General features: G+C 38.3%; 25 protein-coding genes. 14 read left to right on the forward strand and 11 right to left on the reverse strand.

Going from position 1 to position 26,176, the window contains the following annotated elements; genetic code table 11:
• Positions 1–2 precede the first annotated feature (2 nt).
• The 13 genes from cyoC to RFH42_RS04840 all read left to right on the forward strand — a co-directional run bounded on the left by cyoC (position 3) and on the right by RFH42_RS04840 (position 11,429).
• The gene (cyoC, locus tag RFH42_RS04780) at positions 3–620 is read left to right on the forward strand and encodes a cytochrome o ubiquinol oxidase subunit III (protein WP_308974446.1); all 618 of its coding nucleotides are present in this window, start codon (positions 3–5) and stop codon (positions 618–620) included.
• Positions 617–949: a cytochrome o ubiquinol oxidase subunit IV gene (gene cyoD / locus RFH42_RS04785; RefSeq protein ID WP_308974627.1), complete on the forward strand. Its 333-nt coding sequence runs from the start codon at positions 617–619 to the stop codon at positions 947–949. Before cyoC ends, cyoD begins: the two co-directional genes overlap by 4 nt.
• 10 nt (positions 950–959) lie before the next feature.
• Complete coding sequence (gene cyoE, locus RFH42_RS04790; RefSeq protein ID WP_308974447.1) at positions 960–1,838, forward strand: heme o synthase; 879 nt, start codon at positions 960–962, stop codon at positions 1,836–1,838.
• A 187-nt stretch (positions 1,839–2,025) separates the two neighbouring features.
• Positions 2,026–4,149, forward strand: coding sequence for a hypothetical protein (locus RFH42_RS04795; protein ID WP_308974448.1), 2,124 nt, complete (start codon positions 2,026–2,028; stop codon positions 4,147–4,149).
• A 3-nt stretch (positions 4,150–4,152) separates the two neighbouring features.
• On the forward strand, positions 4,153–4,917 hold the full coding sequence (locus RFH42_RS04800; protein ID WP_308974449.1) for a DUF3142 domain-containing protein: 765 nt from the start codon (positions 4,153–4,155) through the stop codon (positions 4,915–4,917).
• A 189-nt stretch (positions 4,918–5,106) separates the two neighbouring features.
• On the forward strand, positions 5,107–5,493 hold the full coding sequence (gene rpsF / locus RFH42_RS04805; protein ID WP_016656107.1) for a 30S ribosomal protein S6: 387 nt from the start codon (positions 5,107–5,109) through the stop codon (positions 5,491–5,493).
• Between the two features lie 11 nt (positions 5,494–5,504).
• On the forward strand, positions 5,505–5,732 hold the full coding sequence (gene rpsR / locus RFH42_RS04810) for a 30S ribosomal protein S18 (RefSeq protein ID WP_004719336.1): 228 nt from the start codon (positions 5,505–5,507) through the stop codon (positions 5,730–5,732).
• A gap of 8 nt (positions 5,733–5,740) precedes the next feature.
• Entirely contained in the window at positions 5,741–6,187 is a 447-nt protein-coding gene (gene rplI / locus RFH42_RS04815) for a 50S ribosomal protein L9 (protein ID WP_308974450.1), read from the forward strand.
• Positions 6,188–6,279: 92 nt separating this feature from the next.
• Entirely contained in the window at positions 6,280–6,813 is a 534-nt protein-coding gene (locus RFH42_RS04820; RefSeq protein ID WP_308974451.1) for a DUF4303 domain-containing protein, read from the forward strand.
• A gap of 189 nt (positions 6,814–7,002) precedes the next feature.
• Positions 7,003–8,448 (forward strand): replicative DNA helicase, encoded by a 1,446-nt coding sequence (dnaB, locus tag RFH42_RS04825; protein ID WP_308974452.1) that lies wholly within the window; start codon positions 7,003–7,005, stop codon positions 8,446–8,448.
• Positions 8,449–8,569: 121 nt separating this feature from the next.
• A complete protein-coding gene (locus RFH42_RS04830; RefSeq protein ID WP_308974453.1) occupies positions 8,570–8,935 on the forward strand; it encodes a hypothetical protein in 366 nt (121 codons plus the stop codon).
• 251 nt (positions 8,936–9,186) lie between these two features.
• Positions 9,187–10,263 (forward strand): alanine racemase, encoded by a 1,077-nt coding sequence (alr, locus tag RFH42_RS04835; RefSeq protein WP_308974454.1) that lies wholly within the window; start codon positions 9,187–9,189, stop codon positions 10,261–10,263.
• Between the two features lie 170 nt (positions 10,264–10,433).
• Positions 10,434–11,429 carry a helix-turn-helix transcriptional regulator gene (locus RFH42_RS04840; protein ID WP_308974455.1) on the forward strand — a complete coding sequence of 332 codons (996 nt, stop codon included), beginning with the start codon at positions 10,434–10,436 and terminating at the stop codon, positions 11,427–11,429.
• 333 nt (positions 11,430–11,762) lie between these two features.
• Here the strand turns inward: RFH42_RS04840 and RFH42_RS04845 are convergent, their stop codons facing one another.
• The 5 genes from RFH42_RS04845 to zapE all read right to left on the reverse strand — a co-directional run bounded on the left by RFH42_RS04845 (position 11,763) and on the right by zapE (position 20,303).
• The gene (locus tag RFH42_RS04845; protein WP_308974457.1) at positions 11,763–14,840 is read right to left on the reverse strand and encodes a MexW/MexI family multidrug efflux RND transporter permease subunit; all 3,078 of its coding nucleotides are present in this window, start codon (positions 14,838–14,840) and stop codon (positions 11,763–11,765) included.
• An 11-nt stretch (positions 14,841–14,851) separates the two neighbouring features.
• The gene (locus RFH42_RS04850) at positions 14,852–15,976 is read right to left on the reverse strand and encodes an efflux RND transporter periplasmic adaptor subunit (protein ID WP_308974458.1); all 1,125 of its coding nucleotides are present in this window, start codon (positions 15,974–15,976) and stop codon (positions 14,852–14,854) included.
• Positions 15,973–16,404, reverse strand: coding sequence for a DoxX family protein (locus RFH42_RS04855; RefSeq protein WP_308974459.1), 432 nt, complete (start codon positions 16,402–16,404; stop codon positions 15,973–15,975). Before RFH42_RS04855 ends, RFH42_RS04850 begins: the two co-directional genes overlap by 4 nt.
• A gap of 225 nt (positions 16,405–16,629) precedes the next feature.
• Positions 16,630–18,795, reverse strand: a complete 2,166-nt coding sequence (locus RFH42_RS04860; protein WP_308974460.1) for a malate synthase G — start codon at positions 18,793–18,795, stop codon at positions 16,630–16,632.
• 371 nt (positions 18,796–19,166) lie between these two features.
• On the reverse strand, positions 19,167–20,303 hold the full coding sequence (gene zapE / locus RFH42_RS04865) for a cell division protein ZapE (RefSeq protein WP_308974461.1): 1,137 nt from the start codon (positions 20,301–20,303) through the stop codon (positions 19,167–19,169).
• Positions 20,304–20,500: 197 nt separating this feature from the next.
• On the opposite strand from zapE, the gene RFH42_RS04870 reads away from it, so the two are divergent.
• On the forward strand, positions 20,501–21,409 hold the full coding sequence (locus tag RFH42_RS04870; protein ID WP_308974462.1) for a lysine exporter LysO family protein: 909 nt from the start codon (positions 20,501–20,503) through the stop codon (positions 21,407–21,409).
• A gap of 92 nt (positions 21,410–21,501) precedes the next feature.
• Here RFH42_RS04870 and pyrF read toward each other — a convergent pair whose 3' ends face one another.
• The 6 genes from pyrF to RFH42_RS04900 form a co-directional block, all read right to left on the reverse strand.
• The gene (gene pyrF / locus RFH42_RS04875) at positions 21,502–22,182 is read right to left on the reverse strand and encodes an orotidine-5'-phosphate decarboxylase (RefSeq protein ID WP_374990814.1); all 681 of its coding nucleotides are present in this window, start codon (positions 22,180–22,182) and stop codon (positions 21,502–21,504) included.
• 176 nt (positions 22,183–22,358) lie between these two features.
• Positions 22,359–22,727, reverse strand: coding sequence for a LapA family protein (locus RFH42_RS04880; RefSeq protein ID WP_308974464.1), 369 nt, complete (start codon positions 22,725–22,727; stop codon positions 22,359–22,361).
• A 24-nt stretch (positions 22,728–22,751) separates the two neighbouring features.
• Positions 22,752–23,057 carry an integration host factor subunit beta gene (locus tag RFH42_RS04885; RefSeq protein WP_308974465.1) on the reverse strand — a complete coding sequence of 102 codons (306 nt, stop codon included), beginning with the start codon at positions 23,055–23,057 and terminating at the stop codon, positions 22,752–22,754.
• Positions 23,058–23,217: 160 nt separating this feature from the next.
• Positions 23,218–24,894: a 30S ribosomal protein S1 gene (gene rpsA / locus RFH42_RS04890; protein WP_016656087.1), complete on the reverse strand. Its 1,677-nt coding sequence runs from the start codon at positions 24,892–24,894 to the stop codon at positions 23,218–23,220.
• Between the two features lie 118 nt (positions 24,895–25,012).
• Positions 25,013–25,687 carry a (d)CMP kinase gene (gene cmk / locus RFH42_RS04895; protein ID WP_308974466.1) on the reverse strand — a complete coding sequence of 225 codons (675 nt, stop codon included), beginning with the start codon at positions 25,685–25,687 and terminating at the stop codon, positions 25,013–25,015.
• Between the two features lie 17 nt (positions 25,688–25,704).
• Complete coding sequence (locus RFH42_RS04900; RefSeq protein ID WP_308974467.1) at positions 25,705–26,154, reverse strand: SRPBCC family protein; 450 nt, start codon at positions 26,152–26,154, stop codon at positions 25,705–25,707.
• Positions 26,155–26,176 lie beyond the last annotated feature (22 nt).

A 26,176-nucleotide genomic window follows, 5' to 3' on the forward strand; every position in this document is an offset into this window, starting at 1 on the left:
AAATGGCTGAAGTACTTCATCACGACAACCATGGACACGATGCACATCATCATGATGATAGTGACATCACCATCTTTGGTTTCTGGACCTACTTGATGAGTGACTTGATTATCTTCGGTACACTCTTCATCGCGTTCGCTGTTTTAAGCAGCCATATACCTGCTGGTACGCCAAGTGCAAAAGACTTGTTTGGTGATTCATTAGGCTTTGTTTTAGTTGAAACATTCGCTCTTTTGATTTCTTCAGTAACGTTTGGTTTTGCCGTACTTGCGTCTTACAAGAAAAATGTTGGCCAAGTTTTACTTTGGTTGGCAATTACTTGGGTGTTTGGTGCAACATTCATTGGCATGGAACTTTATGAGTTTAATCATCTTGTTCACGCAGGCCATGGACCTACAACGAGTGCGTTCTTATCTTCATTCTTTACCTTAGTCGGAACCCACGGGATCCACGTGACTTCTGGTTTAGTGTGGATGATCATATTGATGATTCAAATCAAAAAATATGGTTTAACGACTGCAAATACACGTCGCCTTGCTTGCTTAAGCTTGTTTTGGCACTTCCTTGACATCGTTTGGATCTGTGTATTCAGCGTAGTTTATTTGATGGGAGTTCTATAATGAGTCACGATCATAACTCGGCTGGTGCATCGCACGGTAACGTTAAGCAATACAGTATTGGTTTTATTGTTTCTGTATTATTAACCATTGTTCCTTTTTACATGGTTATGCATGCAGATAACTTTAGCCGCGGTTCAATTGTTGCCACAATTGCAATCACTGCTATTGCCCAAGTTCTTGTTCAGTTGGTGTTCTTCTTACACATGAACTCATCTTCTGAACAACGTTGGAACGTAATTGCATTTATCTATACCATCATGACAATCGCTGTATTGCTCATTGGTTCAGTATGGATCATGAACTACTTACACTCTAATATGATGATCTAAACTGATTGTCATGTTAAAAAAGTACTTATTCCTGACTAAGCCAGGAATTCTGTTTGGTAACTTCGTTACCACCTTGGGCGGCTTCTTTTTAGCCGCCCAAGGCTCAGTCGATTTCCTTTTACTCCTGATTACACTCCTTGGAACAACCTGTGTTGTTGCATCGGGTTGCGTCGTGAATAATGTAATCGATCAAGACATTGACCATAAAATGCAGCGTACTCAAAACCGAGCACTGGTCAAAAAAACCATCACCCCCACTATCGCATTAATCTTTGCAACTGTGCTTGGTGCAATAGGCTTTGGCTTGTTGTGGTTTTTTGTTAATGCTTATGCATTCGGTTTTGCTGTAGTTGGTTTTGTTGTTTATGTGGTGTTTTATAGTCTTTGGACAAAACGAACCAGTATTCATCAAACCATTATTGGCAGTATCTCTGGGGCGAGTCCACCAGTCATTGGTTACACTGCTGTAAGCAATGAATTTGATATTGCTGCATTGCTTGTGTTTTTGGCTTATGCGCTTTGGCAAATGCCACACTCATGGGGTATCGCAATATATCGTTTGGAAGATTATACCAATGCGAACATTCCGATTTTACCTGTGGCACGTTCAGTGTATCGCACCAAAGTAGAATGCTTGATTTATGTATTATTATTTACGGCAGTACTAAATGGTCTTTATTGTTTTGGCTATACCAACATTTTATTTTTAATTATCTTTAATGCACTTTGTGCGTATTGGATTTATTTATCAATTATTGGTTTCAAGGCAGAAAACGATCAACTCTGGGCAAAACGCTACTTCCTCTATTCAGTAATTCTGGTTACTGCTTTGAGTATAAGTTTTGGCTTTACTTATATGAGTAATGCTCCGCATTTACCCCTGTTTTAAAAGATAGAGATCTTCTCTATCTTTTTTTTGTTTTATTCTTCTCAATAATGAATACACCATAATATTTGCTCTCATTTAAAAATAATGCAGTGATTGTATTATATAGATCATTCTTCAAACTATTATTTAATCTCTTTCTCAAGCTTGTTATGATCAGATTTATCTTTTAAATCAAAAATATCTTTTTATGTTATTACTTAAGCACCTCTACTTTAAACGTGCCCTATTTCTAAGCCTAACCCCACTTGCATTAAGTTATAGCTTATCTGCACAAGCAGGCATGGAAATGGAATGTAGTCCTAATTTTGATCTAACAGATAGCCGCTCCTACAATGAATGTAGTAACCTCCCGGTTCTTACACCGGGCAATGACAACAAAACCAATATACTTTTATTATTAACTGATCTAGGGCTAGCGCGACTCGAAACAGAAACACATATCGACCAAGATATTTGGTCTGCTAATTATGCATATGTTCCCTTTGAAGCAAAAAATTTTTTAGCCTTGACTCAAAATAAAGTGGCCAACCAGCGTAATGTTACAACATCACAAGCATCTCAATATATATTTGATGAACGTTGCATAAACTTAACCGATGCAGCTAAACAGTTTAATGCCCAAATCCAACAACACCCTAAACTCTCAGCTTCAGAAAAGAAAATCCTTATCCAAGCACGTAACCAAGTTCAAAGCTGTGATGATAAACATCAATTTATCGCTGTGGATCAGCAATGGTCACAAATAGCACAACAATATGCTTCTTACATAAATGCAAGTATCGCCTTTTACAATGCTAACTATTCTGCAGCAACTAAAATATATACTGTTTTAAGTCAAGTAGAAGATCCTTGGATTAAAGAAACTGCACAATATATGCTTATACGCAGTAGTCTAAATAGTGCATTTGCAACAGGAGTAGACCAATATGGTGATATAGATATTAATAAAATTAATCCACAATTATTAAAAAGTGTACAAGACAATATCCTTACCTATTTACAGCTTTATCCTCATGGCCAATATGTTGCCAGTGCTCAGGGGTTATTAAGACGTTATTTTTGGTTAGCAGGTCGCCAAGACCTACTCATTAATGAAATTGTTTGGCAAATGCACAATAGCCAATCCCCTCGTTACAACCTTAATATAGCTGAACTTCCAGCAGAAATTGATCGACGTATTTTTCAAAGCAGTCATTTTAATCAAAATAATCTAAATGACCCGTTATTACTTGCAGTGCATGATTTAATGCAAATGCGTGATAGTAATGATCCAAATTTCAAAGCATTAACTTGGTCTATGCTTAATGCACAAAAAAATCAATTTAAAACTCAGCCAGAATTATTTAAATATTTACAAGCAAGCCATTTGTTTTATGTTCAAAATAAAGCGGCTGATGCTCTCACCTACTTACCTCAAAGTTTTTCTTTAAATAGCCACCTTGATCTTAGTCAAGCCTTTTTAAAAGGATTAATCTTAGAAAAAACGACTCCTCATCAAGCAGCTTCATATTGGACTCAACTACTTAAACAGAGTAAAAATACAAACCAGCGTGGATTATTTGAGGTTGCCTTAGCACAATCTTTAAACCAACAACAAAACTACCAATCCTTTATAGGTAAGCGACCGCTTATTAGCCAAGTCAATTTACAACGTGACTTTATACTGTTTCATGCTAATGAACAAAGCCTAGAAAAGATCATTCAATCTTCTGAGGCAAATGAAGCACAGAAACAAGCGGCATTATTCGTGTTATTGGCTAAATCCTTAGGTTATCAAAATTTTGCATTATTTAATCGTTACTATGAGCAAATGCCAAAAGATGCAAATCAATACCAAGCTTGGCAAAGCCCTCAAAATAAATATCAAAATAAGCCCCCATTTGCTCACCTGATTTGGAATGGTCATACGATTAGCCCAACATTACAATGTGCAGCACTTCCAAAGCTCAGCCAAGCTTTGGAAAAAAATCCACAAGACCTTACACTTCAAACATGTCTCGCTGAATATATGCGTAGTGAAAATGCGTATAGCGTTTTACAACACCTCGATTTCGAAAGTCCTCGTCCACTTGCTTTTAACGGTACAGTGTTTACTCGCGGACAAGTCTATAAAAATATTATTGCAACCAAACAAAAATCCGAGCTGACGGCCTATGCACTTTATCGTTCAGTACAATGCTATGCACCATCTGGATTTAACGATTGCCAAGACAAAGAGGTTCCCAAAACAGTACGTAAACAATGGTTTGATCAATTAAAAAGAGACTATCCTCAAAGTAGTTGGGCGAAATCATTAAAATATTATTGGTAGGCCATGCGCAAATTCGCTCAATTAATTGTTCATTCTCGATCTCTTGGGGCTATATGTACTAGCCTCATCTTCATATTCATACTCTGTTTTTGGAGTCATATTGCACTTAGTAAACCAGTCCGGATTGATGCCAATCAATATCATTCTTTCTGGATTTGGGGAGATATTCGTAGTGCACCTTATTTATCTCAGGCAAAAACTTTGTATATTTTACAAGGAGACTTCGCTTATCAAAAAAGGCAGCAAAAAGTCATTTTTCAACCCCAAGGGATTGCAGCGAAGACATTACCCCAACAAAAAATTTGGTTAGTATTTCGTAATCATGATCTAAATTGGTCTAATGAACATTTTCAGCTCATCATTCGTAGGCTGAATACTTGGCGCAATCATTCCAATCAGGTTGTTGGTGTACAGATTGATTTTGATAGTAAAACTCAAGCACTCTATCAATACGCCTTATTCTTAAAAACACTGCGCCAGCATTTGCCAAATGATTACCAAATTAGCATCACTGGCTTAATGGATTGGACCAATGTACAAGATGCGGCAACACTTAGCTTATTAAAAGAAAATATTAACGAACTGGTTATACAAAGTTATCAAGGGAGACACACTGTTGATAATTATCAAAGCTATGTTAAACGGATTGAAGCAATGAAAATTCCTTATAAAATAGGCCTTGTTCAACATGGGCAATGGGACGATACGCTGCATTTTGACTCAGATCCAAACTTTAAAGGATATGTGGTTTTCTTACTGAAAAATTAGTTTTGAATGCTTATTTAAAATGAGCCCTTTGTAAAAATGCATATTTAGCATCGCTAATGCTTGTATTTATGAGATAAACCCTCTAAAATTCAGACCTCGCAATTTTTGCGACGCAATCGACTTAGTCGACTGCGACTCCTTGCTTCAGAGTGTTTACTTTGAAGCTGTATAATCCGTAAGGAGCTGACAATGCGTCACTACGAAATCGTACTTTTGGTACATCCTGACCAAAGCGATCAAGTGGTAGGTATGGTTGAACGCTATATCTCTCACATTAAAGAAGCTGAAGGTCAAATTCACCGTCTAGAAGATTGGGGCCGTCGCCAATTGGCTTACCCAATTAACAAGATTCATAAAGCACATTACATTCTTATGAATGTTGAATGTGGTCAAACGACTCTTGACGAACTTGAAGAATTATTCCGTTATAACGACGCAATCATTCGTAGTTTGATCATCCGTCGTGAGCATGCAATCACTGAAGAGTCATTGCTTGCTAAGAGTGCTGAAGAAAAGCGTGCGCGTAAAGCTCAACGTGAAGAAGCACAACAAGTTCAAGACTCTGCTGAAGCTTAAGGAGAACATCAATGGCACGTTTTTACCGTCGTCGCAAGTTCTGCCGCTTTACAGCTGAGAACGTGACTTATATCGACTACAAAGATATCGATACTTTAAAACAGTACATCACTGAAAACGGCAAGATTGTTCCTAGCCGTATCACAGGTACTAAGGCTCGTTATCAACGCCAACTCGCGCTTGCTATTAAACAAGCTCGTTACTTGGCTTTGATCCCTTACACTGACAACCATAAGTGAGGTGATCTGTGGACGTTATTTTATTACAACGCATTAAAAACCTTGGCAAACTAGGTGATAAAGTTTCTGTGAAAGCTGGTTACGGCCGTAACTACCTTATCCCTCAAGCTAAAGCTGTTGCTGCGACTGAAGCAAACACTGCTGCTTTCGAAGCACGTCGTGCTGAACTTGAAAAGCAAGAAGCTGAAGTATTAGCTGCTGCTCAAGCACGTGCTGATCAATTGAACGAAGTAAACATCGTTATCACTGCGAAAGCTGGTGACGAAGGTAAACTTTTCGGTTCTATTGGTACTCGTGACATCGCTGATGCTTTGACCAATGCTGGCCTTACAGTTGACCGTGCTGAAGTTCGTTTACCGAACGGCGCACTTCGTCAAACTGGTGAATTCAACATCTCGATTCAATTGCATCATGATGTTGTTGCTGAAGTACTCGTAACTATCGTTTCTGAGTAATTCTGCATTCGCAAGAAAAGAGCATGCTTTTAGCATGCTCTTTTTTTATGTATATAATACAATGACCCTGCCCTTGATATTACGCTCTACTCATGAACTTTGATCAGCTTAAATTTAAAATTGAGCAAGCGACAAAACAAGCCTTCACTGAAATATATCAACAACATGCAGCTGAAGGAATCTATGCATTTGCGTTATATAGTGATGAAAATGCAATGACTGTTTGTCCTGCAACAAATTGTCTCACTGCACTCACTAGTATTGATCCAGAAGATCTAGACTATTATCGATTTGAGCCTGCTGAATGGGCGTATGAAATGCAAGGTGCTGATCTTATATTCAACCAAATTGCTACAGAACTTCGTAATACAGTAAGCCAATATCTGTCTCAGCCTGAAAAACTGGTGCAATTTAGAGATCAACTTTATCAATGCTGTATTGAGGTTTTATTAAAACTTAAACAAGAACATTTTTTTAGCCAACTCACTCAACAAGACATTTTTTTATTATTTACTGTCAGTGACTATGAATTTGAAATGAGTCGAATACAAGAAATTGTTACTCAACTCAATGACAACCACTATGCCACTGAATATCTCACATGGATGAAAACTTGGGGAAATTAAAGTATGATCACTAAAAACTGATCTTAAATCCCCTATTGCATCATCTTACACCGACTAACAGTTTTTCAATTATGAACTTCTCTACTTTTGCTTTAATATAAGTAGATATTCCCCGTACTGAGTAGAGGCAATCAATAGATTGCATCAATAATACTCATTTTTTGTTTTATTTAATGATCAAGGTCTTATATGTCTCAGGCGACTGCCGCTGCGGCTACTGTAACATCACGTACACCCCAACAAAACAATGAACAGTCACAATTAAAAGAATTTCGTACCCCACCCCATAACCTTGCTATTGAGCAAGCCGTACTTGCAGCTCTAATGACTGTTGCCGAATCATTTGAACAAGTCAGTGATGTACTTAAAGAACAAGATTTTTATGCAACACGTCACAAATATATTTTCCGTGCTATTGAAAAATTGGCACAAGAAGGCTCTCCATACGATGCTGTATTAGTAAATGACTGGTTAATCAAGCAAAATCTAATTGATGCAATTGGTGGTGAAGAATACCTCATGCAATTAATGGCAGATTCGCCAGCCAGTTTCTATAATTTAGAAACCTATGCCAATAAAATTCGTGAATTTGCTACGCTCCGTAATATGATTAAAGTGGGTAATGAAATTCTACAAAATGCCTATGACACCAAAGGACGTGAAGTTTCTGAAATTCTTGATTTAGCTGAAACTAATATTTTCTCTATTGCAGAACAACACAATAATAATGCGAAAGCTCAAGGCCCCAAACCCATTACGTCTGTTGTAGCTGATGTCTTTGATAAACTAAATGAATTATCACAAATGGAAGGCAACATCACAGGACTAACAACAGGTTTTGTTGAACTTGATAATAAAACCTCTGGTATGCAAGGCGGTGATTTAATTATTGTCGCTGCTCGTCCATCAATGGGTAAAACCACATTTGCCATGAACTTAGTTGAAAGTGTCTTATTCAACTGTGATCTACCTGCTTTGGTTTATTCTATGGAAATGCCAGCAGACTCAATTGCGATGCGTTTGATTTCTGCTTATGGCAAGGTGCACCAAGGTCATTTACGTGCAGGTAAACTTGATGGCGACGAATGGTCAAAAGTTACAGGTACCATTTTACAGTTGCAAGAAAAACATCTTTATATTGATGATTCTTCAGCACTTCCTCCAACAGAGGTACGTGCTCGGGCTCGCCGCATAGCCAAACAACATGGTGGAAAACTCGGTTGTATCATGGTCGACTATTTGCAATTAATGAAAGTTCCTGGAATGGGAGATAACCGTGTAGGGGAAATCTCTGAAATTTCTCGAAGTCTAAAAGCTTTGGCCAAAGAGATGAACTGCCCTGTGATTGCCTTATCTCAGCTTAACCGTTCACTTGAGAACCGACCAAATAAACGCCCAGTAATGTCAGATTTACGTGAATCTGGGGCAATTGAGCAAGATGCTGACTTAATTATGTTTATCTATCGTGATGAAGTGTATAACAAAGAATCTAAAGAGATGGGTACAGCAGAAATTATCATTGGTAAACAACGTAATGGACCAATTGGTACTGTACGTTTAGCCTTTGAAGGTCAATATACACGTTTTAGTAACCTTTCTCCTGAATACTACAGCCAGTATGATGACGAAGAATAGATCATAATCTGTAAAAGAGCATCATAGTGAGCTATAACTTCAGTATGATGCTTATCTTTTTCATAATAATAGCCCTCCGATCTGAAACATTTTCTTTGTACCATCTTGCAGCATTATTCAAATGAAAAGCATCGTAATCGTTTTAATCACATGTTTAACGTCTGCTTGCAGCAACGCCAGCCCAAGACCGACAGGTCAGGTGTATGGTCTTAGTCATGCTAACGAGCAACAGCTCATCACAATTCAAAACTCACTCCTAAAGCAAGCCATTCCACTTTGGCACAATGCAAACTGTCATCAGATAGATCGGATTGATCGTCAAAGAGTGAACCCTCATCAAAGTACCTTAAGCTCAAGTACAGTGATTTACGAAAAGTGGCGTATAACGGCGTGCGGTGTGGTGAAAACTTACAATATTCGCTTTCAAACCGATACTCAAAGAACCCCAGGATTTGTTATTCAAGTTCCCCCTTTAGAAGACCATTAATACAATCATTCTTCTGTAGCATTGTCATTCAGTTTCATATATAAATTTACTCCATATAGGCATACAATAAGGTCCGCATGACTTATGTAAGTTTTAATTTCTAATCAACAAGTTGAACTAAAACATAGCCGAGAATGTGACCTCTATACCTCGCCAATGACGTTTGTATAGAAAATATTATTTTAATTTCATATAAGACCGTGCCAATAAATGACTATTTATTCACGCTCTTAGTACAAGGAGTTTGTCAGGTGCGCCAAGCAACAGTCTCTATCGATCAACAAGCACTGCAACATAATCTTCAACGTGTAAAACAACTCGCACCACATGCGAAAGTTGTTAGCATGGTCAAATCAAATGCCTATGGACATGGTGTAGCCAATTGCCTAGATGCACTTGCTGCAACCGATGCATTTGGTGTTGCTTGCTTAGAAGAGGCTTTAGAAATTCGTCAACTTGGTCATCAACAACCAATTACATTGGTTGAAGGTGTATTTACAGAAGATGAAATGGAAGTCGCAATTGCTCAACGGATTGAGCTCGTTATCCACCATCAACAACAACTCGATTGGTTATTGGCACACGCTGATGCCTATTTAGCACAAAATTTAAAAGTATGGGTCAAGCTCAATAGCGGTATGAACCGCTTAGGTTTTAAAATCGCAGAAATCATTGAGATTATTCATAATCTACAAAGCAAGGGCTTTTGCTGTGTACTCACCATGCACTTTGCCAATGCAGATGCAGATCACCCAATGAATGAGCAACAAAAACAGCAATTTCTACAGGTAAAAGCAGCTTGCGACCCTATTTTAGCTTCATGTTGTAACTCAGCCGCAATTTTTAGATGGCCTGAACTTCATTTTGACTTTGTCCGTCCAGGGATCATGCTCTATGGTTCAAGCCCATTTGCTGATCAAGCAATCAGTCAACTTGATTTACAAGCGGTAATGCAATTTGATGCGGCAATTATTGCTTTGAATGACATTCAAGCAGGTGAACACGTTGGTTATGGTTCAACTTTTCAAGCAGCCAAATCAATGCGTATAGCTGTCGTTTCAATTGGTTATGGCGATGGTTATCCTCGAGCATATCATTCACAAAACTACGTTTATGTGCAAGGTAAAACAATGCCTCTGATTGGGCGAGTATCGATGGATATGATTGCAATTGATGTAACTGATTTAGATGTCAAAGTTGGTACTAAAGTTGAGCTTTGGGGTAAACATCGTTCAGTGGATGATGTTGCACAAGCCAACTCAACTATTGGCTATGAGCTACTATGTCGTCTGAGCCAGCGTCCCGTACGTCGTATTATTAATAAGTAATCCAACATTTAAAGCCAGTGATCACTTTGCTCACTGGCTTCACCCATTTTCAGTTAAAATAACATCAAGATAAATAAAGAACGAGCTTTTGTTCAAGGCTTGCCATTTCACTGGTTTTTTTCTATTGTATCCAATGTGCTATCTTCTTAACTTAACTCATTTAATTTCCTATGTCTGCACCAGAGAAAGAAACATCCAACAGCTTATATCGTCAGTGGCAAATCCTATCCCGACTGAGTACGGGTAAATGGATGGGTACTCGTCAATTACAAGAAATTTTACAACGTGAAGGCATTGATATTAGTCTACGTACAATACAACGTGACCTAAACCAAATTGCACAGCGTTTCCCAATTGAGAGTAATAAGACAGTCCCCCAAGGCTGGCGCTGGCAATCTGATGCACCCATTCAAAGTTTACCGCATATGACCAGCTCGCAAGCTGTTACCTTTATGATGGTTGAAGAACATTTAAAACATCTCTTACCACCTAGTTTAATTGAAGAAATGACGCCTTGGTTTGATTTAGCACGGCGCAACCTCTCAAGTCATAACAATGTCCGCCAATGGATTAATCGTGTACGTATTGTGCCTGCGACTCAACCCTTAGTTCCACCAACAGTAGAACGTCAGGCTCAACAAGCAATTTATGAAGGCTTATTACAAGACAAACAAGTAGAATGTATTTATCGTGCCCGTGGCCCACATGGTGAAGATCGAAGCTATATTCTTAACCCGCTAGCACTTGTTCAAAAAGGCTCTATCATCTATTTAATTTGTACTCGTCATGATAAATCAGAAGTACAAACCTTTGCTTTACATCGGTTTAAAACAGCAAAAGTGCTTGAGGCACGCTCCATGCACCCTGTAAATTTTGATATTGATGCTTATATAGAATCTGGTGCACTTGGTTTTCGTGTTGACTTCAATCAACCGACACATCATGTTGACCTCGTACTTTATATGAGTGAATCTGATGCACAGCACTTCACTGAAAGCCAGCTTTGTAATCAGCAGAATATTGAAAAGGTTAATGATGAGTTAATGCGTGTAAGTGCCCATGTGCCATTTACATCACAGCTTGTTTGGTGGTTAAGAAGTTTTGGTAAAAAAATTGTGCGTATTGAACCTGTAGAAGTGTTTAATGCAGTACATGAAATTGAATAACTCTCATAGATATAACCACTTTTAGTCGTTATCTCTACCTTTTTACTAGAAATAAAAAAGGAACCCTAAGGTTCCTGAGTTCTGCTGTTTTTGTTTTGTGCGCTGAGATATTTGTTATGTTTAATTAGAGCAATTTGAGTATATAAATTGATCTAACCGTTTTACTGACTACTATATTTGTCCATTGAAAGGCTCAAATTTAATATTAAACACACATACATCATTGTTATATGATCTCCTATGTCACAAAGTATAGGAAATATAACAAGCTCAGATACACGACATAAACAATGATTTATGATTTCCTTATGCATAAATATGCATAACAACACTCTATTCTGATTTCATCTGAATAAGCTCTTGATAACGTTTAGTTTGAGCCAATTGCTGATGCTCTCGCCCTAGAAAACTATAGACCGTAGGTAATATAAATAAAGTAAATAAAGTTCCTATGAGCATCCCTGACACAATAACTGCGCCTAAACCAAAGCGGCTATTAGCCCCTGCTCCCGTTGCAAATAACAATGGAATCAAACCAAATACCATAGCAGCAGTAGTCATTAAAATAGGGCGCAAACGAATTTTTGCAGCCTTTAAAATTGCATCATGACGACTCAATTGTTCATGTAGCTGTAGTTCATTTGCAAACTCAACCATTAAAATACCATGCTTACTAATCAGACCAATTAAAGTGACCAAACCAATTTGAGTATAAATATTAATACTCGACCACCCCATAATTAAAGGCAATAATGCCCCTACTATAGATAATGGCACAGTAATCAAAATAATTAATGGATCTGTTAGACTTTCATACTGCGCTGCTAATACCAAATAAATAACAATTAATGCAGCAATAAAAGCCAATAACAAACGACTACCCTCTTGCATATATTGACGCGCATCTGCTTGCCAGTCATAACTAAAATCAGCAGGTAAATCTTGTACATTCGCTTCTAAAAAACTCAAAGCTTGTCCTAAGGACACCCCAGGTGCAGGTATTGCTTGAAATGTTGCAGCATTTTGCTGATTAAATTGAGTTAATTTGTTCGGCTCAACCTTCGTAGACATAGAAACTACTGTAGATAAGGCAATTAATTGCCCACTTTCAGTACGAACATACTGCTGTGCCAAGGCTTCAGGGCTAAGACGCTGTTTTTGTATACTTTGAGGAATAACATCATATGCACGACCATATAGGGCAAAGCGGTTGATATAATTTTCCCCCACTAAAGTTGCCAAAGATTCTGCAATGTCTTGCATACGAATACCTAGACTGTTGGCTTTATCTCGGTTGACATCAATCTGTACAACTGGATTGTTGTAGTCCAAATCACTATCCACCACAACAAATAAACCACTTTCACGTGCTTTTTGCTTTAAAGCTTCCATGTTTTGATACAACACTGAATAGTCTTGAGCACTACGAAGCACCATTTGCACAGGCAAACCACCTGATGAACCAGGCAAAGCAGCTGGCTGAAAAACAAAAATACTGTTTCCCTCGACATCACCCACCATATTCTGCAAGTCTTGCTGTACTTGCGATGCGTTACGTTTACGCTCATTCCAACCTGTTAAAGTTGAACCACCAAAACTTTCTGCAGGCCCATCCGTACCATTAATAATCCAGCTACTGGCTGTTTCAGGTAACCGGAAAAAGATTTCATCTAACTTTTGTGCAAATTTTTCCACATAATGAATATTGGCATATTGAGGTGATTTAATCGCTGTCATCACACTAGCCTGATCTTCTGTAGGCGCCAATTCTTTTTGTGGAATCTGATAAAGAAATACCAAGCTAGTTAAAATAGCCAAAGCAATAGTCGATGTAATCCAACGATGTTCTAATGAAAAACTGAGTATTTTGGCATACCCATGACTTAATTTATCAAAGAAGTATTCTGATTTTTGCGCCATCTTACTATGCTGTTGTTCAGCATTAAGTAAATAAGAGCTCATCATTGGTGAAAGTGTAAGTGCAATCACCCCTGAAATCACCACTGCACCAGCAAGCGTAAAAGCAAATTCTTTAAAGAGTGAACCCGTGAGCCCACCCATTAAACCAATTGGTGCATATACTGCCGCCAAAGCAATGGTCATTGCAATGACTGGACCTGCAACTTCACGAGCCCCCAAGAGTGCGGCTGACAAGGGGGAACGACCCATTTCAATATGGCGATGTACATTTTCTACAACAACAATCGCATCATCTACAACCAGACCTATCGCAAGCACCATTGCCAACAAAGTCAGTAAGTTAATACTGAATCCAAAAGCAAACATGAGCCCCATAGCGCCCAATAATGATAATGGAATGGTAACAATAGGAATAATAACGCTACGTAACGAGCCTAAGCACAAGAAAATCACAACAACCACTATAAGTAATGCCTCAACAAAGGTTTTAATCACTTCGTCAATTGAAGCATCAATAAAACGCGCTGTTTCATAGGCAAGCTCAACATGAACACCTGGTGGTAATGTTTTCTCAATTTCTGGTAAAAACTGTTTAATTCCTTTGACAATAATTAATGGATTGCCTGTAGGTGTTGATTGTAAACCTAAAAATACAGCAGGCTTACCATTCATAATTGCGCTTGTCTCAGTGGAGGCAGCTGCAAGTTCCACACTTGCGACATCTTGTAAGCGAATGATGCCATTGGCATTATTACGTATCACCAAATTTTTGAACTCATCTACACTGGTCAAATCAGTGGAAATATTGACATTAGATACTACATACTCTCCCTTTACCTGCCCAGGAGCTGCCTGATAATTATTGACTTGTATTGCTTGTTGGATATCAGCTGCGTTTATACCACGACCTGCCATTGCCTCTGCATCTAACCAAATACGCATAGACAAACGCTGTGCACCATAACTCTGTACTTTAGCAACACCATCAATGGTGGATAGCATAGGTTCGACTACTCTTGAGAGATAATCACTCAGTTCTGCCAATTGCCCATTTTCACTACTAAAACCAATATAAGCGACATCTGTAGATTCCCCAGAACTTCGTTCAATCACAGGATCAAATGCCTGCTTTGGCAACTTATAACGAACTTGATTGACCTTAGCCATGACCTCGGTGAGTGCTTGAGTTGAATCACTATTCAGAAGCATTCTCAAAGTAATCACACTTCGTCCCTGTACGGTTGAGGATGACATATAATCAATACCCTCAACCGATGATACAGCTTGTGTAATAGGCTGGGTCACAAAGCCTTGCATCAACTCTGCACTAGCACCAGGATATTCAGTACGAATTGTAATTGATGAACTTTCTAGTAATGGATATTGGCGTATTGGTAACTGCTGAGATGCAAATATTCCAAGCAATAAAATTAATACACTGATAACAACAGATAAAACTGGTCGTTTAACAAAGAGATCTGTAAATTTCATACATTCATCTCCTATTTAACGACTGCAACAGTTGCCGAAGCTGCATTCTGATCAGAAAGAAGCGTGTCCTGCGCAATTGCCTCAATGGGCATGGCATCGCTCAGCTTCAATTGTCCTGAGCGAATCACTTGATCACCTTGCTTCAAACCAGATTTTACTTCTACCCAACCATCACTGCGCTCACCCACTTTAACGGCAACCTTTGTTGCTTGGAGCTGCCCTTTATGTTCAACAGCCTTAAAAGCCGTTTCACCATAAGCGCTATAGGTCACAGCTGTTTCAGGCATCATTAATACCTGTTGTTCTTGCTGTTTCAGCACAACGTTGGCATACATCCCTGCTTTAAATTGATGCTGTAAATTCGGTAATTTAGCTTGTACAGAAACTGTTCTTGAATTTGAAATCAGTGGATCTATTGCTGTGACCTGTGCTGTAAATAACTGATTAGGAAATGCATCTAAGCCAACACTAATTTGCTGACCAACCCGAATATTGGGTGCACTTCGTTCGTCTAAGTTAAAGTTAACTAACAGATATTGTGAATCCACTAAACTCACAATGGGTTCACCAATATTTAAAAATTGACCTTGATGTACACGCCGAATTCCGATTACCCCTGAAAATGGTGCTCGAATTTTCTTTTGCTGGATTTTTGCATTTAATTGCTGGATTTGACCTAACATTACATCGCGATTTGCCTGAGCATTTTCCACTTCTTCTTGTGCTACAGCATTAATCTTCAACAAACTTTGGCCACGTTGATACACAGACTCGTTTAATTTCAATTTTGCCTGCAATTGTTTAATTTCAGCCTGTTCAATATCGTCATTTAATTGCAGTAATAATTGGCCAGCACGAACATACTGACCAGACTGAAAGTAGATATGCTGAATACGTCCTGAAGACTCCGAAGCAACCTGAATTTGCCGTACAGCTTCAAGTTCACCAACTGCTGTTAGTTTTTGTGGGGAGGATTTTAGACTGACGGTTGCCAAGGCCACTTTAACAGGTGGATACTGAAATGCTGTATGCTCTTGTTGTTTCGATTTTATCCAGAAATAAAATATTATTGCTGCACTTAATAGCACCACAATTAATATGCACACTTGCCATTTTCGACTCATCATTTTCATCATGAATCTCCTTGACTAAGGTTGGGTAAATGCTGACGGTATACACTGAGCATCGCAATTGAAATTAAACCACCGATCACAGCCAAATGTTCTAGAACAAAATACAAAGAGATCTTTGCAGCCGATGCTGACATATTCCAAAACTGATGTACAAATATAATCGTAAGCAGCAAAAATGCTGACAACATTGCAGCACCCAACCAAACATGACGATTAAATAGAATGAAATAACTTCCTGTTAATAAAACTAGGGCACTCGCATAATTATAAAACCATGCTGGATTTAAATTTGCTGCTCGCATTTCTGCAAAACTCCCCTCGACGTCCAGTAATTTTGCAAACCCTGAAGAGAGAAAAAGAAAAGCAATTAAGCAGCGAACAATAAACCACATTGTGGTGCTAAATAGTATTTTGTGAATGAAGAGAGGCATAGGAATGTCCACGAAAAATAAGCCAAACTCCTTGCTTTGAGAGTCAAAATTAGGACAACGCAGCAAGTATTAAGTGGACACACTATAAAAGTTCAAGTTAACTTGAGGTCAAGCATTATTCTCTAGAAGTCATCAACATTTTGACAAAAATCATAGAGATAAAAAAACCTCTCCGTAGAGAGGTTCTTTCATATTAACCTTTTAAAATCAGATTATTAGAAACAATTAGTCGCCAGTGTAACCTTTAAGTTTTAAACGTGCTGCATGTAACAATGGTTCAGTATATCCTGATGGTTGTTCAGCACCTTTAAAGATCAAATCAGAAGCGGCTTTGAATGCAATGTTGTTTGCAAAATCAGCAGACATTGCTGTGTAAAGTGGATCATCAGCATTTTGTTGATCAACAATTTTGGCCATACGTTGCATTACTTCTTCAACTTGTGCTTGTGTAACTACACCATGACGTAACCAGTTAGCAACGTGTTGAGATGAAATACGTAGTGTTGCACGGTCTTCCATTAAACCAACGTTGTTAATATCAGGCACTTTCGAGCAACCTACCCCAAGATCAACCCAACGAACAACATAGCCTAAAATCCCTTGACAGTTATTTTCAAGCTCTTTTGTTTTCTCTTCATCAGTCCAGTTCGTGTTGCTCGCCAAAGGTGGTGTTAATAAATCATCAAGCGGTAATGCTTGAGTATTCAATAACTCTTGTTGACGTTCAGCAACATTAATTTGATGATAATGAATCGCGTGAATCACAGCACCTGTTGGAGATGGAACCCATGCACAACTTGCACCAGCTTCTGGGTGTTCTGTTTTGCTGTTGTACATGTCTAACAACATATCTGGTTTAGGCCACATTCCTTTACCGATTTGTGCTTTACCACGTAGACCTGCTTGTAAGCCAACCATAACATTACGGTTTTCATAAGCTGGGAACCAAATTTGGGCTTTAACTTCACCTTTACGTACAAATGGACCAGCTTCCATAAAGGTATGAATTTCATCACCAGTACGGTCCATGAATCCTGTATTAATAAAGATTGTGCGATCTTTTGCTTGAGCAATACAGTTTTTCAAGTTTACAGATGTACGACGTTCTTCATCCATAATACCGATTTTCAATGTTTTCGCTGGTAAACCTAAAGCTTGTTCCGCACGTTCGAACAGTTCAACAGCAAATGCAACTTCTTCAGGACCATGCATTTTAGGTTTAACGATATACATCGAACCTTGGCGTGAGTTCTTAATTTGATTTTCACCACGAATGTCAGCAAAGCTCAATAACGGTGTGATCAATGCGTCCATGATACCTTCATAGATTTCAGCACCATCAACCAAAATAGCTGGGTTTGTCATTAAATGACCAACATTACGCAGCAACATCAATGAACGACCGTGAACAGAAGTTGTACCACCAACAAGGTTATGATAAGTACGATCAGCATTGAGTTTACGGGTAATTGTCTTACCATTTTTCTCAATACTTTCTTCTAATGTACCTTTCATTAAGCCTAACCAGTTACGGTAGCCTTCCACTTTTTCTTCTGCATCAACTGCTGCAATAGAATCTTCTAAATCTTGAATAGTTGTAACAGCAGCTTCGAGTACAAGGTCTTTAATACCAGCAGCATCTGTTTGTCCAATCGGGCTATTTGCATCAATTTGGATAATGACATGTAGGCCATTATTTTTAAGTACGATCTCTGTAGCCTGTGCTGCATCGCCATTGAAACCAACAAACTTATTTTCATGTGCTAGCGTAGTCGTGCTGCCATCTTTTAAAATTACTTTAAGTTGGTTATTTTCAACAACATATTGCGTTGCATCTGCATGAGAACCTTGTACTAATGCAAAAGTTTCATCGAGGAAGCGTTTTGCAAATGCAATAACTTTTGCACCACGAACTGGATTATATCCTTTACCTTTTTCCGCACCACCGTCTTCGGAAATTACATCAAAGCCGTATAATGCATCATAAAGTGAACCCCAACGCGCATTAGCAGCATTTAAGCAGTAACGAGCATTACGTACAGGTACAACTAGCTGTGGACCTGCCAATAACGCAATTTCTTCATCGACATTTTCTGTGCTAATTTTGAAATCTTCAACTTCTGGTAGTAAGTAACCGATTTCCTTTAAGAAAGCTTTGTAAGCTTGTAATTCAAATGTGTTATTACGATGCCATTCATCGATTTTTGCCTGAATCTCTTCACGCTTAGCCAGAAGCATTTTGTTTTTCGGACTAAGATCAACAACAACTTGTTCAAAATTTTTCCAGTATGTATTACTGTCCAAACCAGAACCGGGTAAAGCTTCATTTTCGATGAAATCGTAGAGTTCTTTAGCAATCGCTAATTTACCTTTTTGAATACGTTCAGTCATTGTCTTTCCTGATATGGCTATTTTTTATAAACACGAGATAATGAGTATACTGATTTAAATCAGACTGAATACGAATATAACGGTGCAAAATAACAGACATTTTATATAAGTATATAAAGACCCTATAAAGTAATACCGTATCTTGCCTCATATTTTCGCCTCATGACCGGCTAAACTTAGCGTGTCTAGACCAAAAGAAAAGTATCTATTAGACCAAAGTTCGATAAATTGGCTTCAGTCCTGTATCCATTTTGGCCATACACCCTATTTGATGTACCACGGAAGTTTTAAAAAGTCGATATTTTTATCGAATCAAAATAAAAACAGCACCGTATTCGGTGCTGTTTTACTAAAAAAATAATAACTTAATACTATGATTCTGTTTGAGTTATTTGGCGATGTTCCTCTTGTAGATACTCATCAGATTGCATCTCTAATAAACGTGAACGCGTCCGTTCAATTTCGAATGCCATTTTCTCACCTTTATAGATATCAATAATAGTATCTTCAGAGGTTAGCAATAATTTAACTCCTCGATCGTAGAATTCATCCACTAGATAAATAAAACGACGCGTGCCCTCAGATAAATAATCCGTTAAATGCGGAACACCACTAATTAACACCGTATTATAAATATTCGCAATTTCAATAAAATCAGCAGGACTACGCGGTTTTAAACACAGTTCACCAAATTCGCACCAAAGTACATCTTCACTATGTCCAATGGTTTCAACTACACGATGATTAATCATAATCGCTTCATTGGAAACTTTTTGGGTTTGGGTTAATGCTGTAAAACGCTGTTTTAACCACTGATCATGTTCTTCAGACAATGGTGATTTAAACAATTGTGCTTGTTTTAATACACGTAGACGATAGTCAACACCAGCATCGACATTTAAAACCACACAATTCTTTTTAACCATTTCAATTGTAGGTAATAGACGATCACGATGGATTCCATCTTTGTATAACCCATCAGGTGCAATATTTGATGTTGCAATGAGCGTAATACCACGTTGAAAAAGTTTTTGAAACAAATCACTTAAAATCATTGCATCTGTTACGTTCGTAACAAAAAACTCATCAAAACAAATAACAACTGCTTCTTTATAAATTTGATCTGCAACTGTATCTAGTGGGTTGCGTTGGCCCGCTAGTTTGTTTAATTCTTTATGTACATGCTGCATAAAATGATGAAAATGCATACGTGTTTTACGACGAAATGGTACGGAATCATAGAATTGATCCATAAGCCAAGTTTTACCTCGACCAACCCCTCCCCACATATATACACCACGTGGGGAAGTTTGACGACGGAAACGACGAAATGCTTTTTTCGATGCTTTATAGCGGCTAAGTAACTCTTGCCAAACACGTTCTAGCTCTTCAACTGCTTGAGCTTGTGCCTCATCAGGCATAAATTTCCCAGAATGTAGCGCTTGAGCGTATCGCTCTGCTGGTGACTGGGGTTGTTGCGCATGGTTTACAGCATTTAGATCAGACATAATGATTGAGAACTTAATCAGCAGTTAAATGTATAAATTGATGAAATGGCAGTATAACCAATATTTCATTGTAATTAATAAAACTTTCTTGCTTTCGATGTGGAATAATTACTTTTACCATCTCAACACAGTAGACACGAGTACAATTTCTACAAATCCGACTATAATTAGCGCATATTTTTTACCGATTTTTTCTTATGCAATCCTTTGTGCTTATTGCTCAACTTATTATCTGCTTATGTCTTGGTTTAGTTCTTGCTAAACGCATTCCTCGTGTAATTGAAAAATTTGCATTTAAAATACTCCCCTATTTTACCTATATTTTGTTACTGGCAATCGCCATGGAGTTTGAACAAACAATTAAGCAAATAAATAGCTTAGGAGAAATATTGACACCAGCATTGAGTTTAGCATTCAGTACTTCTCTTGGTGCTTTTTTTTGTTGTTATTTACTTTTCAAGTACTTAGGTATTCAACCTATGCAAGGTAAAATTTCAACTGATTTGTTCTTAAACTCATTAAAAAATATTAGTTATGCTTTTTTTGCGCTCATATTCGGCTATTTCATAGCATTAGGATTACAGCAGCTTAACCTTCAACCACATATTAATACTTGGTATTTGCTACTTATTTTTATGTTTATTATTGGACTAGACCTAGCTTACTCTCCTTTAAGTCGTAGCTGGTTAAATTGGCGAGTACTCTTAGTTCCCTTAAGCTGCGTGATAGGTTCCTTGGCAGGTGGCATATTTTGCGCTCTGATCTTTACTGAAATTAACATCAAAGATTTTATTATGTTGTCACAAGGATTTGGTTTTTATTCAATGAGCGGCATTGTAGTTAGTGAGTTACGTAATCCGACTCTTGGTAGTATTGCCCTAATTAATGATCTTTTTAGAGAAATCGTTGCTATTCTCTTTATGTATATTATTGGTTGGAGATATCCACGCTCCGCGATTTCATCTGCTGGTGCAACAGCCATGGATGTTACCTTACCCATGATCAAGCAAGCGTGTGGCAATGAGTTTATACCTCATGCTATGGTCAGCGGCATGGTTCTATCTATTCTTGCCCCAATTTTGGTCAGCTTACTGACAACGATATAAGCAATTAACAATTCATTTAAAATTTAATTTATAAAAAAACCCAACTTTATTTACAATCAAGTTGGGTTTTTTTAGCAAAAGACATCTAAACGTTAAATCGACGCAAAAATCTCTCTTAAAGCTTGATCTGGTTTAGCTGCTTGTGTAATAGGACGCCCAATCACCAAGTGAGTAGAACCATCTTGCATGGCTTGTTGTGGAGTAACAATACGTTTTTGATCATCCGCATTCGAACCTGCAGGGCGAATACCAGGAGTCACTAATGAGAAATCAGCACCTAAGGCTTGACGCAACATTTTTGCTTCCTGAGCTGAACAAACAACACCATCTAGACCTGATTCTTGTGTAAGCTTAGCCAAACGCATCACTTGCTCAAAAGGCTCAATATCTAAACCAATATCACGTAAATCTTCACGCCCCATTGAAGTTAAAACGGTCACTGCAATAAGTTGAGTTTTATAGTTTCCAGCTTGCAGACGAGACACACATGTTTCCATCATCTTACGACCACCAGAAGCATGTACATTCACCATCCACACACCTAGATCAGCAGCTGCACAAACGGCTTGTGCTGTAGTATTTGGAATATCATGAAATTTTAAATCAAGAAAAACATCAAACTGACGTGCATGTAATGCTCTTACAATCTCAGGGCCACCATGTGTAAAAAGCTCTTTACCTACTTTCACTCTGCACAGCGCAGGATCTAGCTGATCAGCCATAACCAATGCATCTTTATGGCTTTTTGCATCTAAGGCAACAATGATACTCAAGAGATTTATCCACCACACAAAAATATTGCGGTATTATAGTCATGTTTATGTCTGAGTGTAAGATCAGCTGCGTTTAAGTTTTAAGCTTAATCACTATTTTATCACAATACCTAATACTCAAAAATGCAAAGGCAGCCCTAAACTTAATAGTTTAAGACCGCCTTTCACAAAAAAGATTACAGATTTTGAGTTGGTTTATCCTGATTAGGATGGATCTCTAGTACTGTTTTTTCATGCTTTGCATTTGCAGCGGCGTCTGCTGCTGCAAGTTGGGCAGTTTGGATTTGTTCTTTACGTAAATGTGCAATATCTTTACGCAACCGTTTGATCTCCCAGCTGTTTTGAAAAACTTTAAACACCTGTACACCAATCAATAGGCCAATCACAACACCAATTACCAATGTAAGTAACAACAACAAACCTAGGCGCATTGCTGGAACTTGTGTAAATAATAAATCTACAGGAAGCTCAGTTTCATTTTGCAAAACCAGCGCTAAAGCATAGCCAAATATAACAATTAATACCGAGACCAATAAATAGCGCATATGAGCACCCCTTTTTAATTTTTTTTACGTATCTGCTGACTCGTTCACTGCATCACGCAACGCCTTACCCGGCTTGAAATGCGGAACTGCCTTTGCAGAAACTTCTACAGATCGCCCTGTTTTTGGATTGCGACCCACTCGTGGATCACGATGATGTAATGCAAAACTTCCAAAACCACGAATCTCAATGCGGTTATTAGATGATAATGATGCAATCATCTGATCGATCATTATTTTAACAGCATCTTCCACTAATGGCTCAGCTAAATGTGGATTTTTAATAGAAATCCTTTCTATTAAGTCTGACTTATTCAATGCTTCAGTAGTCATCGATGACCTCGTTAATTATCATACTGCTAGAGTAACCATGTGAATAATAACCTGTTCAAATACAAAAAGGTAGCGCAGAATAGTTATCCTGCGCTACCTTTAACAGTTTTTATATAAAACGTATTATTCAGTTACATTAAATAGTACGTTATACAATCACTTAGTTGTTCATTTGAGCTTTGATCAAGTCACCAATAGTCTTAGGACCATTGTCTTGAGTCGTTGTTGCTTGACGTAAGTTAGCAACTGCTTCTTTCTCTTCAGCTTCGTCTTTCGCTTTGATAGACAAGTTGATAGAGCGAGATTTACGATCTACGTTGATGATTTTAGCTTCAACTTCTTGACCTACTTCTAGGAATTTAGTTGCATCTTCAACGCGATCACGGTTGATTTCAGAAGCTTTTAATTGAGCTTCAACTTCGTCAGCCAACTTCACAGTCGCACCACGAGCATCAACAGCAGTTACAGTACCTTTAACAAGCGCACCACGTTCGTTCGCAGCTAAGAAGTCATTGAACGGATCGCTGTTCAATTGTTTGATACCTAGGCTGATACGGTTACCTTCTGCATCAACAGAAAGGATAACGGCTTCAACAGTATCGCCTTTCTTAAAGCGACGAATAGCTTCTTCACCTTGTTCGTTCCAAGAAATATCAGACAAGTGAACTAGACCGTCGATACCACCTGGTAAACCGATGAAGATACCGAAATCAGTGATAGATTTAATCGTACCAGAAACTTTTTCGCCTTTCTCATGTGCTTTAGCAAACTCTTCCCATGGGTTAGCACGAGTTTGTTTGATACCAAGAGAAATACGACGACGTTCTTCATCAACTTCAAGAACCATAACATCAACTTCATCACCAATCTGAACAACTTTAGATGGGTGAATGTTTTTGTTTGTGTGGTCCATTTCTGAAACGTGAACTAAGCCTTCAACGCCTTCAGCGATTTCAGCAAAGCAACCGTAATCAGTTAAGTTAGTAACGCGAGCTTTAACGATAGAACCTTTAGGATAACGGTTCATGATCGCTAACCATGGATCTTCGCCAAGTTGTTTAAGACCTAGAGAAACACGGTTACGTTCTTTGTCAAACTTAAGTACTTTAACAGTAACTTCTTGACCAACTTCAACAACTTCTGAAGGGTGTTTGATACGTTTCCAAGCCATATCTGTGATATGAAGTAGACCATCAATACCGCCAAGATCAACGAATGCACCGTAATCTGTAAGGTTTTTGATTGTACCAGTAACAGTTTGACCTTCTTCAAGTTGAGAAAGAAGAGCTTCACGATCAGCAGAAGACTCAGCTTCCATTACCGCACGACGTGAAACAACAACGTTGTTACGTTTAGCATCAAGTTTAATTACTTTAAACTCAAGCTCTTTACCTTCAAGGTGAGTTGTATCACGGATAGGACGTGTATCAACCAAAGAACCTGGTAGGAACGCACGAACTGGACCGATGTCAACAGTGAAACCGCCTTTAACCTTACCAGAGATAACACCAGTAACGATTTCGCCGTCTTCAAAGATTTTTTCAAGTTTAGTCCAAGTTTCAGCACGTTTAGCTTTTTCACGTGATAAAACAGTTTGACCCATGCCGTTGTCGAGAGCTTCAACAACAACGTCTACAGTATCGCCAACTTGAACTTCAAGCTCACGTTGTTCGTCTAAAAATTCAGAACGTGCAACAACACCTTCAGATTTAAGACCAGTGTCAACAGTTACCCAGTCAGAGTCGATGCTAACAACGATACCTTGGATTACGGCACCCTTTTCAACGTTAAGGTTTAATTCGCTTTCTTCAAAGAGGGCTGCAAAAGATTCGGTCATGATATACCTAGTAAATTCAGCGGTCTTGGATCAGACAAGGCCGGTTTAGTTAGGCAAACACATAGTCCGTATAAGACTGATCAAGCTATGCATTTGCTCATAATTTTGATATTTTGGATTAAGATCGATTGATATAACGTGTCATCAACTCAAATACCTCATCAATAGTTAAATTTGAACTATCAATAATGTATGCACCTTCTGCAGGTCTGAGCGGTGCGACGCTACGTTCCATATCACGTTTATCACGTGCTTCGATATTGGCCAAAATGCCGCTCATTTTAACATCGTGCCCCATAGCCTGCAACTGTTTTACTCGACGCTCTGCTCTAGATTGTGCTGAAGCGGTCAAGTAAATTTTAGAATGGGCTTCAGGAAAAATAGATGTGGCCATATCTCGCCCATCTGCAACCAAACCAGGTTCTTGTGCAAAAGCACGTTGGCGTTCAAATAATGCTTGTCTAAGTTCAGGAATTGCAGCAACTTTTGATGCATATTCCCCAACCTGTTCAGTCCGAATCTGTTGGCTTACATCCTGACCATCTAAATAAACTTGAGTACCATTTTCATTACTCTTAAATTCAATATCTAAATGTGTCGCAATTGTAACGCTTTGTTTAAGACAGTTCTCATCTGAGAGCTTATCCAGTAAATCACGTTTAAATAAAGACAGCCCCAAAAGACGATACAGTGCACCAGAATCTAATAATCGATATGCATAATGTTCAGCCAAGCGCGCAGCCAATGTTCCTTTGCCAGAACCACTTGGACCATCAATCGTGATGATGTGCATTGTATTACTACTCCAATTTAAACAAAAGAACGAGATAACTTTGATAAACCACGTTGAATGGATTGATGAAGCTGAGCAAGTACAAACTTAGTCAGCATTGGTACACGCAATTGTAAATCAATTCGATAAGTAACAAGCGTAGCGCCATCTTCAAGACTTTGAAAATCAATACGACCTAAGTGATATTTCACCAAAGGATTTTGAATAATTTTATATTCAATACAAACATTAGGTTCAACTAGACTAATTTGTTCTTTTAAGGGTTTCACTGGACCAAACCCCATACGACGAATTGAACCCAAACCATCTGGATTGGACTGATCTGCTGAATCCTGTATGCGCTCTACTTGTATAGGAGCAAATGCTTGATTATAAGTCGCATGTTTTGAAAGCAATGCGAAGACCTGTTCCACAGGTGCAGGAAATTTTTTTTCAATGACGATATTTGGATAGTGAGTTTCGCTCATGATTTTCAGCCCAATCATTATA

The organism is Acinetobacter rudis (genome assembly GCF_031157835.1).
GTDB lineage: Bacteria > Pseudomonadota > Gammaproteobacteria > Pseudomonadales > Moraxellaceae > Acinetobacter > Acinetobacter rudis_A.

Bases quoted from the DNA above. Each gene is read 5' to 3' on its own strand.
- cyoC (WP_308974446.1), top strand. From the start codon at position 3: ATGGCTGAAGTACTTCATCACGACAACCATGGACACGATGCACATCAT.
- cyoE (WP_308974447.1), top strand. From the start codon at position 960: ATGTTAAAAAAGTACTTATTCCTGACTAAGCCAGGAATTCTGTTTGGT.
- RFH42_RS04795 (WP_308974448.1), top strand. From the start codon at position 2,026: ATGTTATTACTTAAGCACCTCTACTTTAAACGTGCCCTATTTCTAAGC.
- RFH42_RS04800 (WP_308974449.1), top strand. From the start codon at position 4,153: ATGCGCAAATTCGCTCAATTAATTGTTCATTCTCGATCTCTTGGGGCT.
- rpsF (WP_016656107.1), top strand. From the start codon at position 5,107: ATGCGTCACTACGAAATCGTACTTTTGGTACATCCTGACCAAAGCGAT.
- rpsR (WP_004719336.1), top strand. From the start codon at position 5,505: ATGGCACGTTTTTACCGTCGTCGCAAGTTCTGCCGCTTTACAGCTGAG.
- RFH42_RS04820 (WP_308974451.1), top strand. From the start codon at position 6,280: ATGAACTTTGATCAGCTTAAATTTAAAATTGAGCAAGCGACAAAACAA.
- dnaB (WP_308974452.1), top strand. From the start codon at position 7,003: ATGTCTCAGGCGACTGCCGCTGCGGCTACTGTAACATCACGTACACCC.
- RFH42_RS04830 (WP_308974453.1), top strand. From the start codon at position 8,570: ATGAAAAGCATCGTAATCGTTTTAATCACATGTTTAACGTCTGCTTGC.
- RFH42_RS04840 (WP_308974455.1), top strand. From the start codon at position 10,434: ATGTCTGCACCAGAGAAAGAAACATCCAACAGCTTATATCGTCAGTGG.
- RFH42_RS04845 (WP_308974457.1), bottom strand. From the start codon at position 14,840: ATGAAATTTACAGATCTCTTTGTTAAACGACCAGTTTTATCTGTTGTT.
- RFH42_RS04850 (WP_308974458.1), bottom strand. From the start codon at position 15,976: ATGATGAAAATGATGAGTCGAAAATGGCAAGTGTGCATATTAATTGTG.
- RFH42_RS04855 (WP_308974459.1), bottom strand. From the start codon at position 16,404: ATGCCTCTCTTCATTCACAAAATACTATTTAGCACCACAATGTGGTTT.
- RFH42_RS04860 (WP_308974460.1), bottom strand. From the start codon at position 18,795: ATGACTGAACGTATTCAAAAAGGTAAATTAGCGATTGCTAAAGAACTC.
- zapE (WP_308974461.1), bottom strand. From the start codon at position 20,303: ATGTCTGATCTAAATGCTGTAAACCATGCGCAACAACCCCAGTCACCA.
- RFH42_RS04870 (WP_308974462.1), top strand. From the start codon at position 20,501: ATGCAATCCTTTGTGCTTATTGCTCAACTTATTATCTGCTTATGTCTT.
- RFH42_RS04880 (WP_308974464.1), bottom strand. From the start codon at position 22,727: ATGCGCTATTTATTGGTCTCGGTATTAATTGTTATATTTGGCTATGCT.
- RFH42_RS04885 (WP_308974465.1), bottom strand. From the start codon at position 23,057: ATGACTACTGAAGCATTGAATAAGTCAGACTTAATAGAAAGGATTTCT.
- rpsA (WP_016656087.1), bottom strand. From the start codon at position 24,894: ATGACCGAATCTTTTGCAGCCCTCTTTGAAGAAAGCGAATTAAACCTT.
- cmk (WP_308974466.1), bottom strand. From the start codon at position 25,687: ATGCACATCATCACGATTGATGGTCCAAGTGGTTCTGGCAAAGGAACA.
- RFH42_RS04900 (WP_308974467.1), bottom strand. From the start codon at position 26,154: ATGAGCGAAACTCACTATCCAAATATCGTCATTGAAAAAAAATTTCCT.